The sequence below is a fragment of the Microbulbifer sp. A4B17 genome (genome assembly GCF_003076275.1).
Taxonomy (GTDB): Bacteria; Pseudomonadota; Gammaproteobacteria; order Pseudomonadales; family Cellvibrionaceae; genus Microbulbifer.
In genome coordinates, this window is record NZ_CP029064.1 from 2,088,695 (window position 1) to 2,102,552 (window position 13,858).

The following is a 13,858-nucleotide window of genomic DNA, read 5'->3' on the forward strand; positions in this document are numbered from 1 at the left end:
GAAATGACAGAGTATTTCTAGTGAATTTTATTTTACTTTGAGCTGGCAGCAAAGGAATGTTGCATGGCTGGTTCGTAATCAATAAAGAGTGAGCTATGCAACTATATTGCCTTAGCCCATAAGAATCAAATTGAGCGACCGATCTGCTTCCAGGGGCAGTACTTTGATGAAGAGACAGAGCTGCACTATAACCGGTTTAGATACTATGATCCGCAGATAGGAAAGTTTACCCAGCAGGAACCGATTGGTTTGCTGGGAGGAGCGAATAATTATCGGTATGTACCTAACTCATTGAGTTGGATAGATCCATTAGGGTTGCATGCTGATAGCTATGACAGTGTAAACATAAGTGGAAATGATTCTTGAGTAAGGCCAAATCCTTCAAGTCATGTTCATCCAAATTTACCTACTATGAAAAATGTAGATCCTACAAGAGGAATCTTGGACATTAATGGTGCAGAATACCAACTAAAAAGTGGCAGACCATTTCCAACTGGAGTATATGATTATGGCAAAGTTGATTTGTCAGAGGACGTACAAATTGCTTTGAAACATGTTGAAGGACATATCGCCTCAATCATGCAAGAAAACAATATTAGTGTGGCTCATGTATATATCAATTATATTGGAGGTCCTTGTCAATTTTGTAGGGGGCAGGGAATGGATACGAGTGAGCAAGAGTTGTTAGGGGAGGGGGAGATGCTTTTCGTAACTTACCCATTACCCATTACCCATGGGAAATATTGGACATGGAGGTTTTGTCACTTTATTGTCTGAGTTTTGAATGGAGGTAAAGTTAGTGAAAATTAAATGTATATCTTGTTTTAATAAAGAGAATGTGTCTGTTAAAAATCTTTTCAGTTTGATGAGTGATATTGAGTCTGGAAAAGTTGAGCATCCTGAGATTGAAGTGCAGTTAAAAGGAGCTGTGTTAGGTGGTGAGTTCCTTGTTTAAGCATTATTTCAGAGTGGGGAGAGCAAAGTTAAAGGTTGGTTTGTAACTGCCTATGATAAAGTAAATAAGAAGAATATGGTTTTATGTTTAGGTGATGATGATATCTATGAGGAGGTGTTGATCTCTGGATGCCCATCACTTATATCTTTGCAGGCAATCTTGACGGAATATGAAGTGATAGAGTTGATGAAAAGGCTTTGTGAGGGCGTAGATATTTCCCCTTTCCCCTTTCCCCTTTCCCCTTTCCCCTTTCCCCTTTCGTATTGAGGGGGATGTTGGATATTGTTGAATATTAAAGGTCTACTAAATCTGGATGATAATACATATTGTAAAATTTCCATCTGATATAGAGGTGTTCAATAAATAACTTGTTGAGACGGTCGTCACCATGTAAATGGCAGAAGGTTTGGATTGCCGGCCTCAGATTACTTGGCGAATACGTTGTTGGATCTAGATGCAATCTGATTCTTGTGATGATTTTTTTATGGCTGCATGGGGGTGAGGCCGGCATAGGGTGCTCGAGAGGAAAAGGGTTTTTTTACCTGGTAAGACTTGAAGCGGCTTTCTCAAAATCGCCTGGTTTGGTTTTTTATTGACGCTCTAGCTTGTAGATTTAGTTAGGCGTTTCTTTAACCCAGTGTTGACTTTGGATATCGCGGCCTTGCTGAGAAGAAATCTAATGCAATAGAAAGTATACAAAAATAGCCAGTATCTAATTTGAATATCATCATTAACAAAGTATTTGTTACATCTAACCGCCGATGTCTGAATTTGTCGACTTTATGTCATTTGTGACCAAATTCACTAGCTTACAATTCTAACTGTACTCCCTAGAAATACCTTATTTATATGTTTGGGCTTTGCGTGAGGTATCCGATAAGCGCTTAAGCATATATCTGTACTCACCAAAGATAAAAAGGAAATAGCTATGCGATCTTTAATCTGGGCTACCCTATACTCGCTACTTTTAAGCAATATGGTTTGGGCTCACTCCACGTCTAAAGATGCCTTTCATATTGGAATATTGTTGTACGATGGTGCACAAACCATTGATTATGCTGGACCTTATGAGGTTTTTGGCCAAGCCAATTATCGTTTAACAACGGTTTCGGAAGATGGTGGAACCATTGCTTCAGCCATGGGGCTTAAAGTGGCTCCAGATACCAGCTTTGATCAGGATAATCAATTTGATGCAGTAATTATCCCTGGGGGTAACATAAATGAAGCAATGGAGAGCCCGGAACTTTTGCAGTGGATTAAAGAACAGTCTAAGCAAGCGCAGTACGTTCTATCGGTGTGCAATGGTGCTTTTATTTTGGCGAGAACTGGACTCCTGGATGGTAAGAAAGCAACTACCATTCGCGGAGCATTTGATTCGTTCGAGAAAAACTTCCCTGATATTGGTTTGGTAAAGAATAAAAAGTTTGTTGATAACGGCAAGTTTATTACCACCGCTGGCCTTTCATCGGGTATAGACGGCGCTTTATATCTGGTAAGCAAGGTTGATACGATTGAGAAAGCCAAAAGTGTCGCAGCGACGATTGAGTACCAGTGGGTGCCGGAGGGGGGCTATATCCGGGGGATGATGGCGGATAAAATCATGCCAAACCTTGGTGACTTGCCTGAGTCAATTCAGTTTGTTTCTAAGGAATATAGCTATGGTAGTCTGGAAGAATGGTATACAGCGTTTCAGCTTTCCGGTGATGTGGAAATTGTAAAAGCCTGGTTAAGTGAGCAAATGAAAGAAAACCCCGACTGGAAGAAGGGTCAGGGAAAGTCTATTGACAATAAATGGGTGTATCAGTTTTCTGATAATCGTAGTGTATTGCAAGTTGACTTTATTGCTCTCTCTGATATCAATCCTTGGGTACTTAAGTTCAGTATATTAGATCAAGCGTCATAATTTGGTAGCTATCATTAAAGGTGTGCGGGGTTTTTGCCCAATTCCGGCTTTAAGGTTTGTTTTGTGCCGTTATAGCGCGGGCGATATTTGGTTGTCGTGCGGGTAGGCGAAACTTTTAATGGTAAAAGTGAAGTCGATAAAATCTAGAATATAGGGAAAGTATTTGCCTTCTGGTCTTCAGATTGAACATACCGTTTGCACCGCCACATCGTCATTTTTGAATTACATTGGGAGGGTTCTTCATTCCGGCGATAGCATATTTGGTAGGGTTTAGAGATTGACCATCCTCTTTTTATGTTATTAAAGGTTTGAAAACTTGTGAAGGACGGGTTTTTTCCGCCGGTAACCTGAATTTGACAAATTCTGTCCCAGTTTTCTAGTTTTATGCTTACAGAAGATGCCATTGAAGCTACTGACAGCGAGGACAAAATTAAAAAAATACTCAGTGCTCTCACAATAAGCCATCCTGTCTGGTGACCCAATATTCGGATTTACTACCCCATGATTATATGGTTTCGTGGAGCCCGTAACGAATTCCGAGAAGGCATCGTTGGCGGATCAACTAGAATAGTTTGTAGCATTTTTGTAGGTGTGACTGCTGGGTCAGGCAATATTCATGGCGGTTGTTTGCTGTGGATTTTTAGTCTGGTCTTGGAGCTAGGGATTTTGTACAGTCTCTATATCCGTCTGCCAGACGAAAGGTAAAATAGAAGCGAGCCGAGGCTCGCACTCTAAATGCTGCCTGAGAGTTAAATACTGCTTACTTCGATAGGGGATGTGTTATTTTTATCTTTTGCCTTTAGAGTTTTCTCGGTGTCAGATTGGTGGGGCAAAAAAGTTAAAAATTCATCCTCAATCGCTGAATCAAGGAGTATCTTACAATCCTCCTCATAGTTATTTAACAGGCGCCATGGGTAATACTTACCTTGTCTGGGAAGTTCTCTGTTTGCCCGTTTTACATAGCCAGAATCCAGGCTGCTCATCACCGATCCTTGCTCAGAACACCCTTTGCTATCTATCGCTGTACACACTTGAAAGTTATGTGTGTCCATATATTTGAATAATCGGCAAATATAGCGAGCGGTAATGTCTGCTTTAAGAGTCCAGGGGGCATTGGTATAGCCGAATACCCATGAGATGTTAGGAACCCCCTCCATTAGCACCGCTTTGTAAGTCAGCTTTTGGTTGACCGCTACCGGTGTACCATCAATACAGAGTTTGATACCTCCTAGCACTTGCAACTTTAATCCGGTCGCACTGATAACAATGTCTGCGTCCAATTGCTGCCCCGACTTGAGCAGGATACCTTGTTGTGAAAAGGTTTCTATTTCACCGGTGGCAACAGAAGCTTTTCCTGAGCAAATTGAGGAGAACAGATCTCCATCGGGTACAACGCAGAGACGTTGGTCCCAGGGGTTGTAGCTGGGATCGAAGTGACTGAGATCGTAATTGGCTGGAAGGCTTTTTCTTACATCTTTTAATAGTAACTTTCTAATAAAGTTAGGCCAGCGCTTTGCAGCTTTAAAAATCCAGCGCTGTAACTTGATATTGCGCCAGCGCCCGAGCTTGCGGACCCAGGGTGCTGGCAGAAATTTTGATAGTACTCGGGAGATTTTATCGATAGACGGAACTGAAATAATATAACTTGGGGAGCGTTGCAACATGGTGACATGTTGGGCGGTAGTTGCGAGCGAGGGGACCAGGGTAACAGCGGTAGCGCCGCTACCGATCACGATAATACGCTTGCTGCGGTAGTCCAGATTTTCTGGCCACTGTTGGGGATGAATCAGTTTTCCTTGATAGTTTTCTATACCTGGATATTGCGGCAAGTAGCCCTCTTTATGGTCGTAATACCCAGTACAGGCAATCAGAAAATTACAGGTATATCTCACTGGGCTGCCAGATTTGGTGTTGTGGCCTTCCAGAGTCCAAACTCGGTCTGTACTGGACCAGTTCGCCGTAGTTAAATTTATTCCAAAGTGAATTCTCTTTTTAACGTCGTATTGCTCTGCCGTGGTTTCAATATATTTTTGGATAGATGGGCCATCTGCGAGTATTTTCTCGCCGGACCAGGGCTGGAAATCATAGCCGAAGCTGTACATATCGGAATCAGATCGAATGCCCGGGTATTTAAAGAGGTCCCAGGTGCCGCCGACTTGTGCCCGCCGCTCGATAATGGCGAAGCTGCGCCTGGGGCATTCGCGACTCAAATGACAAGCCATTCCTACCCCTGATAGTCCCGCGCCGATAATTAATACGTCGAAATGAGTCGATTTCACAGTCCCTTTCCCTGCAAATTTCTATGCCTTATAGACTGGGTAGATGTGCTTATGATTTATTGTTAGATTGCGACAAATAATTGTCTTTCCGCGCCACAAGGATGGGGAGCAAGTTATGGGTAGCCTTGTACGAGTCAGTATTCTTTCCGGTTTCAGTGAATTCGTGGAGCAGCTTGGGGACAGGGGGGAAGCCTTCTTGGCTGAGTTCGGTATGCCAGGTGATATCAGCCCGGCGGATTCCCGCTTGGTATCATTTGTTGAGGTCGCGCGCCTGCTGGAAACTGCAGCACACCGGTTAGATCGCCCCGATTTGGGGCTGTGTCTAGCATCGCGACAAGGGGTGGACCGCCTCGGGGGGATAGGTGTAGTTGCATGCAACGCGGCCACTCCCCGGCAAGCCTTGCTATCCGTTAGGCGCTTTCTTTCCCTTCATAGTTCATCCCTCAGTATGCAACTGAAACCATTAGGTGATGGAGAGGTACTACGTATTGTTTTTGATTGGCAGGACCCAGCTCTCAGTAGCTATCGCCAGATTCGGGAGCAGGTGCTGGGAAATACGCTGACGATGATACGGATGTTGGTAGAGACTGAGTGTTGCCCGCAAAACGTACTGTTGCCTCATGGTCCTCAAATGGCAGAGGATGACTACTGCAATTACTTTGGGTGTGAGGTTCTGTTTAGCTCGGGCTATTGCGCGATGGACTTCCCAGCTGCATTTCTGGATACGCCACTGAAGTCTGCCGATCCAGTGGTTGAGCGATTGGCCATTCACCATTTGGAGCAGCAGAGTGCGACGCTGCCCGTTCCTCTAACTGTAGAAATTCGACAATTACTCAGTGACATACTGCCTAGTGGCAGATCTCAGCTTGGCACTGTGGCAGGGGTGCTCAAGCTTCACCCCAGAACTTTACAGCGCCGCCTGGCTGCGGAAGGGCTTAGGTTTGAAGAGCTATTGGATAATGTGCGGCGGGATCTTGCGACTCGGTACTTGTCTGATCCGAATCTGGCTTTGGGGCAGATTACCGGTTTGTTGGGGTACTCCGAGCAGAGTACATTTCAGCGAGCTTGTCGACGTTGGTTTGCGGAGACTCCCAGGAATCACCGCATGCGTCTTACCGGAGTTATATCCAGGGGGGGCACAGGATAGGCCCAGTTAGCTTGCAGGACAGATTCTTTCAGTATTCGGTAGGTTCCACTTCCCCGGGGCGCCAGGTTTTTTCCAGCCAGGGCCCCAAAGGCCCATACAATCTCAGGATAACGAAAAAGCCTTTGTCGGGCAGAGTCTCCAACCAGTTTTTCTCCAACCCCTTTGGCGCCTTGGGCCCAAAATAGATGTCGTAGGACCCATCAGAATTTTGCTGGACACCTTTCGACTGGCTGCTGACGGCAGGGAAGGGCTGGCTGGTTTTTAGCATTGAGCGAGTTTGACTGTCGTAGATATTTACCGCCCAAAAGGCATTAACAGGGACATCGGGTGGTAGGTGCAACTTGTATTTTTTAGAGCCATCAAATGGCTCTTTATTCTCATCGACAAAAGCTATGGCGTAATCAGAGCCTTTGCCGGGCTCAATCGCTGTCATTGCCGGGCTGACGCCCGTGTAGGGATAAAAGTAACTTACTCTTGCGTCACTGTTAATGGTTTTGCCATCTGGACCATTAAAGAAAATATTTTTGCCGGGAAACGCCATTACCCAGGCACTATCTGTGCCTGGGTAGATTTTGATATCTGAGAGAGATTTGTCTGTCCGTGGATACCAGACAATTGACCGGGCAATACCATTACCGATAGAGACTGCATCTGTCAGGATTTTGGTCATCCTTTCGTCAGGGCTGAATGCTTTTCCTTTCTCGATACCTATAGAGGCGAAGAGTCCTCGTGTTTCTGGGTTCAGCATACCAACCCACTCATATTGAACGACCTCATTTAAATGTTTGTAAAATTTATAATCATTGGGGTGGATAGTATTAAAGGCCTTTCCCGAGGCGCTGATGAAGACCATTCTCGGCGGGTTGCCTTTTTGGGATAGGGGATAAATCCTCAATTTATCTTTGACATTTTGTACTGCCTCCTGCAAAGGTTGGCTGCTTGGAGAACGCATAAATACCCATAAGCGATAAGAGCGGGGATAAATGGGAAAGTAACCGAACGGGATATTGCCTTTGTAGTCCGGGGGCAGTACCAGGAACTTGCCACCGCGGCCTTTATCTGGCCCCGAGGAGCCGATATCCTCTACAAAGCGAAACCAGGCGTCGTTAAATGCGCCCATAACGTTCGGCGGTGTATGAAATACGGTTGGCCCGTCCCGTTTCAAGTCTAAAAAAGCCAGCGTATAAATAGTCGAAGTATTGCCAGTGAGAAAAAGAGACTCAGAGTTCATAAGCCGATCAAAAATCAGTACCTCATGGGCCGACTTGGCGCCCAGCCCTCTTCCGCCTTTCATTAAGGCATGGACTGAAGCTCCCTGAATCCCTTTAAGGAAACTATCCACTGCGCGCATATGATCTAAATAGTCGTACAGTTTCTCCGCTGTCTGAGGGTAGGGAGCTCCATCACGGAATTCCAGTGTACCAATACTGCTATCTACTTTGTCTGGCGTACTGATAGATTTCAGTGTCTCTGAACTTACATTGGCGCAAATAGGCTGTGAGTAATTCAACAGTAATAACATTCCAGCTGATCCAATTGCGCACTGAAGTAAGCGAATCAACATAGCTACCCCTATATGAAGGCGTTTGTGATACGTAAGTGTGTGGTATTGTTTCCTCTCTTAGCGTTATATCGTGCCAATTTTTTGTGTTAGATGCCGATGATGCAGTAAGAGAGCTTTAGCCATATGGCTGGTAACCACAGCGGTAACTCCTGCTTAAGTCAGGAGGCTAAAGATGATGGCGTAAAAAATCATTCTTGTTGTAACAATTAGTCTACCGGAAAATATTTAGCCGCTATGGATTGGGTTAAGCGCTCTCCTGCTCCAGATATCAGATAAAGCAGGGGCCACAATAAAATTCTGATCAAACCTTCCTGTTGTCGAATTTATTTTGCCAGTTCGGCCCTAAAAATTCTTTTGGGGCTCTATGAAGTGCCTGGTTTTTGTGAAAAGAAGCTCTCTGCACAGATTGCACAGAGAAATTCCCTCCTCATTAATAAATTAGATAAATTTTGAATATTTATATTTTTGGCTATGTGACCAGTCGGTTCGGTGGAAACTGTGCTGGCTGCGTCTTCTCAAGTGCCGAAAATATTTTCTTTTTTTGTGAGATTAAATTGAAATTAATTTCTACAATAATGGGCTGATTGTTATTTAATTTTCAATTTAATGATTTCCACTGAATGAAAAAAGGGTTTGTTCATTTTTTCACTTATTTATCTTTTGTGATACTTGTAATGTTTAGTCATGTTGAGTTGTTTTTATCAGGTCGGGTTGGTTTTAAAATTTTTTCATCGGTTGATAGAAATTTTGTCACAAGCTATTCAGAAAATGCTTGTCATTGTTGGGTCATCCGATTTATAAAATGATCGTCCCATGTAGCCGGTTTGAATAGTTTTTTTTGGGCTTATTCGGGCTAGATCAAAAATCTTAGAATAATAAATGGACTAAAAATGTTTTCTCTTGCCAGCCTGTTCGAGAAAGTTGTGGAAAAATGTTGGCAAGGTCGTCTGGAAAATCTGGATGGCGAGGTTTTGACCGCGGCTCACTGTAAGGATGCGTGGCTCTCACTTACAAATGAAGAAGTTTGTTTCAGTGCTGGCGACCGCATTTTAGTGTGTACGCAGTCTGAAATAGAGGCGGTCGCCATTATGTTGGCGGCGTGGAAGATGGGGTTGGTGGTTGTACCTGCAAAGGGGGATCTGAGCCATTCTTCAATTAAAATGATCGCCTCAGACTGCAATGCCAAGGCGATATGGCGTGCTGGAAAAATTGAGGCCTTGCCCGATTATCAGCAGGAATGCTCAGAGTTTGAAGTGTCTTCTACTCCAATAGTCACAGGCGTAGATCTGGCTCTGGTGATCTATACCTCAGGAAGTACTGGTAAGCCAAAAGGCATTATGCTTACCCATCAAAATGTTCTGACCTCCTTGGCCTCAATATCCCAATATTTGGGCCTGACAGCACAGGACAGAATTTTGTGCTTATCCCCTTTATCATTTGATTACGGTCTTTATCAGGTATTATTTGCGCTATATAGCAACTGTACAACCATCCTCTACGACAAACCATTTAACCCCATACAAGCCCTTAAAACGATTTCAGAGCGGGATATATCTGTTCTTCCGATCGTGCCAGCAATGGGGGCTGCCCTAGTGAAACTGGTGGGTTTGGTTAAACCTGATCTCAGCAATCTGCGCAGTATCACCAATACTGGGGGCCATTTATCTGAGTACATGATTCGCGCCTGGAAGGAGTACTGCCCAAGTCTAAATGTTTTCTCTATGTATGGTTTGACTGAGTGCAAGCGAGCCTTGTACTTGGAGCCAGAGCTTTGGGAAGAAAAGATGGGTTCAGTTGGCAAGCCGATCCCTGGCCTGGATGTGCGTATATTTATACCTCACTCCGAGGTCAGTAAATTTAGAGAAGCAAAAGCTGATGAGGTTGGTGAGCTTTATGTTCGTGGGGCGGCAGTGATGCAAGGCTACTATAACCCGGCCGCTCAAGGTGGTGCAGAAATCGTTCCGGGCAGATATCGGGACGACAATTGGTTGGCGACGGGAGACCTTTTTACTCGTGATCAGGATGGCTTTTTCTATTTTAAAGGGCGTTCAAAAGACTTAATAAAACAAGGTGGATTTTGTCTGTTTCCAAAGGACCTGGAAAATCATATCGATATGTGCCCTTTGGTGCATATCAATGCAGTCATCGGCACCAAAGATAATCTCGAGAATGAAGTGGCTACTTGTGTTGTGGAGCTTCATGAGAATACTGCTGACAATCAGAAGCAGTTTCGCACTTGGCTGAAAGCGAACATGGATACTGACTACATGCCGAGAGATATCAGGTTTGTTGATGGAATTCAATTAAGCGCTAATAGCAAGGTCGACAGGAAGCGCTTAGAACAGGATTTACAAGTCCATGCCTAAAAATCTGAGTATATTTAGGCGGATTCCCGCCTAAGACATAAAACGCTAACTTAATAAAAATATAAACGATACGTTTAACCCTTGGGGGAGTTATGGGTGCACTGTCAGATGCGCTGGTTCAACAGTTGGGCCAAAACAAGAAACAGCTATCTACACCTTGTTATATCTATTCCGTTAAAACTGCTCACGATAACTATAAGCAGCTGAAGGAAGCGCTGGGCACGGGATTGATATACTCTCTAAAAGCCAATAGTTGCCTTGATTTAATACTTCGTTGTGGGCACATCTTTGAAGACGGTATTGAGATTGCATCTATAGGCGAACTAAATCTACTTCCTAAAGGGAATAGCCCCCGATTTGTCAATAATCCATCGGCAGATAAGGCCTTTATACGCGCTGCCATTGCGAGTAAGTGCCATTTAATTATAGACAACCTCAATCAATTAACTTTGGTTGAGGAGTTGAAGGCAAGGCGGCCAGTAAACCCCGTCGTTTTAAGGCTTAATCCCTCAATCTTGAGCCACTTTGATAGGAATCAAAAGGGCCTAAGAAAAGATCATTTTGGTTTCGACTGGAATGGCTGCCTTGAGGCTTTGGATTTTTGCAAGAAACATGAGATTCCAGTTTTAGGTTTTCATTTGTTTAGGGGCTCATATTCCTTTAATAAAGGTGCTTTCGATACTGCCAAAGTGGCCTTACAAGTTGTTTATGAGTTTGAAGAAATACTGGGATACCCTCTGTCATTAGCCAATCTAGGTGGCGGGTTTGACCCCAATTGGCGGGAGCAGGAGTTTGATTTTGAGCAATATAGAAATTTGATTGCTGAATTTCCTGATCATATCAAGGTGGTTCACGAGAGTGGTCGAGCAATTATGGGCTCAGCCGGTTATTTCGTCACGGAAGTTCGCTATATAAAGTCCATTAACGGTGACAAGTACGCCGTATGTGATGGGGGAATGGCCCAAAATTTCCTATTGGCAAAAACGGAAAGTACCTTTAAACGATTCCAGCAACCTCATGTTTTACGTAATGGGACTCCTCTAAAGGGGAATGATGAGGGGCAGAAAGTCCTTTTAGTGGGCACTTCTTGCAATAAGGAAGATGTGATTGGGGAAGTCAGCAATATTGACCTTCGAGAAGGGGACTTAGTCATATTTGATGGATGTGGTGCCTATAACGCAAGTTATACCGTAGCACCTTTCCTCAAGTTGCCGGCTCCGAACTCTTATCTGGTGGAGTAGATCATGGAAATGCAATCGGTTGTAGGTGGTTTTGTTCTCAATCAATTATCCAGTATTTCACCAGTGCCCAGCACATTGAAATCGCTGTTAGAAAATTCTTGTGCTAGGCTATTCGATGCATCAATGATTATCGAAGATCCTTTGACAGAGCTTGCACCACTTAGGGAAGCTTCGGTTCAGCAGCCATTAGAGCAGTTTGAGCAGACCTTTGTTATCGATCAAATTATTGACACTGTCCGGGATGAAGGACTGGATAATCACTTTCACAATATGATCGGGCTATTTGGCTCGATTATGTTGAGCCTGACTGCTACAGATGATCAGCTTGCCCAGGTCAATAAATGGGTGGAGCAGGGGATTTTCGGCCACTTCCTTATGACAGACCCCGGCGGCCCGAGTCTTATGGGTTGGAAGACAGAGCTGGTTGAAACTGATAGCGACATGCTACTGAATGTCGACAAAATCCACGGCATTGAGGCACATAAGCTTGGCTTTGCCATGGTAGTTACCAAGCAACCGGGAAGGCCTTTTCCCCTGACAGTGATGTTGCCGCCAGAACTCTGTAACCAACTACGGCAGAGTACTGTAGGAGAGCCGTTTTTAAATGACACCTTACAGCTGGGAAATTGTAAGGGTAAAGTATCAATTACCAAAGATATGTTGTTGAGTAAAGGTGGGTTGGGTAGCGTCAATCGATTTTTAACTCTGGTTCGCCCGCGCTTTGTCAAATCACTAATGCACTTTGTGCTTTGCCTACATGACTGTAAAGAAGCTCATTTAACCAGCGAAGATCAGGCTCATATAGAGTATCTAATTCATTTGTGTAATGAGCAGGTAGCTGCAACCACTTTCTCTATGCACAGTGTAAACCGTGTTCTGGCAACGAAATTTACCAGCAATGAGCTTTTGCTGAACCTGGTCTTGTCAGGAAAGATCAAATCCGTGAATCGACAGCGCGATCTGTTGGCTTTCACAAAAATGGAAGGCAGTTCATATCGGTGCTTCTTTGAGATATATAGCAAATTTAAGGGGCTGCGGGTATGAGCCTGTATTTACGATCTGCAGCTTTTATCCCTATAGAAGGTATCACTGTCTCATCCAGTAGTGATGTATCAACTGTCTTTAGTGATATTGCCAGGATTATCCGAAGACAGACAGATAGTGTATTAGATGCTGCTCCAGAGATAAAAGATTCGCAAATAGATCGCCATTTTTTATGCTCTACCATGATTGAACTTCCTTTGAGTTCATCGGCGATTAGTGAGCAGGACTTCAATTACGGTGATAATGCAAGAGCGCCAATTACCAGTTTTGTTAATACCTATGAATGTGCATCTTGGGGTTATAGCCTTCGACATTACCTGATACAAAATCCGGAATCGCGCTACTTACTGGTAAGTATTCTTGACGCCAATGTTTTAGATCTAACGTTTTGGCGAGAAAATGAAAATTGGGGTCATAGTGGTTTTGGTCTCTGTACACTGTTGTTTGAAGTGCGGGATCTTGACAGTATAAACCTTAATGCATCCTGCACGATTACTTATAATACAACTCCAGAATTTGCCACTGTCATCCGAAAAATGGCTGTTGGACGAGATGACCTGACTTTATCTTTGCCATTCTTTCCAGAGAATATTCGCCAGATTTTCTCCAAATTGTTGTCGGCCAATCAAAAGTTACCAGACTTGCACGATCGATGGGGGCATTGTTTTGGTAGTGATCCCTGGCTGAATATTATTTGCCAAGGCGCTGAAAAAGGCTTTGACAAGCAAGAAAATTTTCTGGCCTGTTCGATTGCATTGAATGGCTATTATTGCACTGTAGAAGTTACCGTTGATGAACAAAGTCACTTCTATCTAATGGAGGCCGCGTGATGAAGACTGTTGAGCTATCAACGTGTCTCGAACGTAACCCCTATCCGGACACATTGAAATCCTGCTTAGCACAAATGCTGCCGTTGAGTACTGAGCAAGACTATCTTGCATTATCCAGCCTACCAGTTAATTCCAGCCCGGTACTGCTGAATCATTCGGAGCACTATCAATTGCTGCTGGATATTCTGCGATACTTTGAAGATTCTGAACTGGATATAGACTTAGTCTTGATAAAAATGCAGATGCCCGCTGGTGGGCGTATGCCAAGTGCTCTATTACAAGACAGCGTTTTAATGCTTCATGACCTGGCAGGTGAAGAAGCGATATTGGTTGGAGATGGAAAACGATATATAGCTATTGAAGATAGCTTGGTTCGCCACCCATTTGAAGCGGGAACAAACCAGCTGAAAATCAGGTTGGCAGTGGATGTTGATTGCCATGATCTCTTAATTGAGGGACTTTCTAAACTACTTATCGAGTGCGGTTTCGGTGATATAACAATAAACACCATGGACGGGACAGCATAAAG

General features: G+C 44.0%; 12 protein-coding genes. 10 read left to right on the forward strand and 2 right to left on the reverse strand.

The genetic code is table 11. From position 1 onward, the window contains the following. Positions 1–129: 129 nt before the first annotated feature. The 4 genes from BTJ40_RS23140 (at position 130) to BTJ40_RS09455 (ending at position 2,858) form a co-directional block, all read left to right on the forward strand. The gene (locus tag BTJ40_RS23140; RefSeq protein WP_369974285.1) at positions 130–366 is read left to right on the forward strand and encodes an RHS repeat-associated core domain-containing protein; all 237 of its coding nucleotides are present in this window, start codon (positions 130–132) and stop codon (positions 364–366) included. Between the two features lie 45 nt (positions 367–411). Further along, positions 412–777: a DddA-like double-stranded DNA deaminase toxin gene (locus tag BTJ40_RS09445; RefSeq protein ID WP_108732852.1), complete on the forward strand. Its 366-nt coding sequence runs from the start codon at positions 412–414 to the stop codon at positions 775–777. A gap of 22 nt (positions 778–799) precedes the next feature. Next, positions 800–955 (forward strand): hypothetical protein, encoded by a 156-nt coding sequence (locus tag BTJ40_RS22275; protein WP_157953984.1) that lies wholly within the window; start codon positions 800–802, stop codon positions 953–955. A gap of 928 nt (positions 956–1,883) precedes the next feature. Next, positions 1,884–2,858, forward strand: coding sequence for a DJ-1/PfpI family protein (locus BTJ40_RS09455; RefSeq protein ID WP_108732854.1), 975 nt, complete (start codon positions 1,884–1,886; stop codon positions 2,856–2,858). A gap of 749 nt (positions 2,859–3,607) precedes the next feature. On the opposite strand, the gene BTJ40_RS09460 is transcribed toward BTJ40_RS09455, so the two are convergent. Next, on the reverse strand, positions 3,608–5,137 hold the full coding sequence (locus tag BTJ40_RS09460) for an NAD(P)/FAD-dependent oxidoreductase (RefSeq protein ID WP_108732855.1): 1,530 nt from the start codon (positions 5,135–5,137) through the stop codon (positions 3,608–3,610). 115 nt (positions 5,138–5,252) lie between these two features. On the opposite strand from BTJ40_RS09460, the gene BTJ40_RS09465 reads away from it, so the two are divergent. Then, positions 5,253–6,284 (forward strand): AraC family transcriptional regulator, encoded by a 1,032-nt coding sequence (locus BTJ40_RS09465; RefSeq protein ID WP_108732856.1) that lies wholly within the window; start codon positions 5,253–5,255, stop codon positions 6,282–6,284. Between the two features lie 28 nt (positions 6,285–6,312). Here BTJ40_RS09465 and BTJ40_RS09470 read toward each other — a convergent pair whose 3' ends face one another. Next, a complete protein-coding gene (locus BTJ40_RS09470) occupies positions 6,313–7,848 on the reverse strand; it encodes a DUF1254 domain-containing protein (protein ID WP_238152179.1) in 1,536 nt (511 codons plus the stop codon). An 890-nt stretch (positions 7,849–8,738) separates the two neighbouring features. Between BTJ40_RS09470 and BTJ40_RS09475 the strand changes: the two genes are divergently transcribed. From BTJ40_RS09475 to BTJ40_RS09495, 5 genes are all read left to right on the forward strand, one after another. After that, on the forward strand, positions 8,739–10,214 hold the full coding sequence (locus tag BTJ40_RS09475) for a class I adenylate-forming enzyme family protein (protein ID WP_108732857.1): 1,476 nt from the start codon (positions 8,739–8,741) through the stop codon (positions 10,212–10,214). Positions 10,215–10,306: 92 nt separating this feature from the next. Next, positions 10,307–11,455: an amino acid decarboxylase gene (locus BTJ40_RS09480; RefSeq protein ID WP_108732858.1), complete on the forward strand. Its 1,149-nt coding sequence runs from the start codon at positions 10,307–10,309 to the stop codon at positions 11,453–11,455. Between the two features lie 3 nt (positions 11,456–11,458). Beyond that, on the forward strand, positions 11,459–12,499 hold the full coding sequence (locus tag BTJ40_RS09485; protein WP_108732859.1) for a hypothetical protein: 1,041 nt from the start codon (positions 11,459–11,461) through the stop codon (positions 12,497–12,499). Further along, positions 12,496–13,329, forward strand: coding sequence for a hypothetical protein (locus BTJ40_RS09490; protein WP_108732860.1), 834 nt, complete (start codon positions 12,496–12,498; stop codon positions 13,327–13,329). Before BTJ40_RS09485 ends, BTJ40_RS09490 begins: the two co-directional genes overlap by 4 nt. Then, positions 13,326–13,856 carry a hypothetical protein gene (locus BTJ40_RS09495; protein ID WP_157953985.1) on the forward strand — a complete coding sequence of 177 codons (531 nt, stop codon included), beginning with the start codon at positions 13,326–13,328 and terminating at the stop codon, positions 13,854–13,856. Before BTJ40_RS09490 ends, BTJ40_RS09495 begins: the two co-directional genes overlap by 4 nt. The last annotated feature ends 2 nt before the right edge of the window (positions 13,857–13,858 follow it).

What these genes read in the sequence shown, in the direction of transcription:
- BTJ40_RS09445 (WP_108732852.1), top strand. Translation starts at nt 412, where the DNA reads ATGAAAAATGTAGATCCTACAAGAGGAATCTTGGACATTAATGGTGCA.
- BTJ40_RS09455 (WP_108732854.1), top strand. Translation starts at nt 1,884, where the DNA reads ATGCGATCTTTAATCTGGGCTACCCTATACTCGCTACTTTTAAGCAAT.
- BTJ40_RS09465 (WP_108732856.1), top strand. Translation starts at nt 5,253, where the DNA reads ATGGGTAGCCTTGTACGAGTCAGTATTCTTTCCGGTTTCAGTGAATTC.
- BTJ40_RS09470 (WP_238152179.1), bottom strand. Translation starts at nt 7,848, where the DNA reads ATGTTGATTCGCTTACTTCAGTGCGCAATTGGATCAGCTGGAATGTTA.
- BTJ40_RS09475 (WP_108732857.1), top strand. Translation starts at nt 8,739, where the DNA reads ATGTTTTCTCTTGCCAGCCTGTTCGAGAAAGTTGTGGAAAAATGTTGG.
- BTJ40_RS09480 (WP_108732858.1), top strand. Translation starts at nt 10,307, where the DNA reads ATGGGTGCACTGTCAGATGCGCTGGTTCAACAGTTGGGCCAAAACAAG.
- BTJ40_RS09485 (WP_108732859.1), top strand. Translation starts at nt 11,459, where the DNA reads ATGGAAATGCAATCGGTTGTAGGTGGTTTTGTTCTCAATCAATTATCC.
- BTJ40_RS09490 (WP_108732860.1), top strand. Translation starts at nt 12,496, where the DNA reads ATGAGCCTGTATTTACGATCTGCAGCTTTTATCCCTATAGAAGGTATC.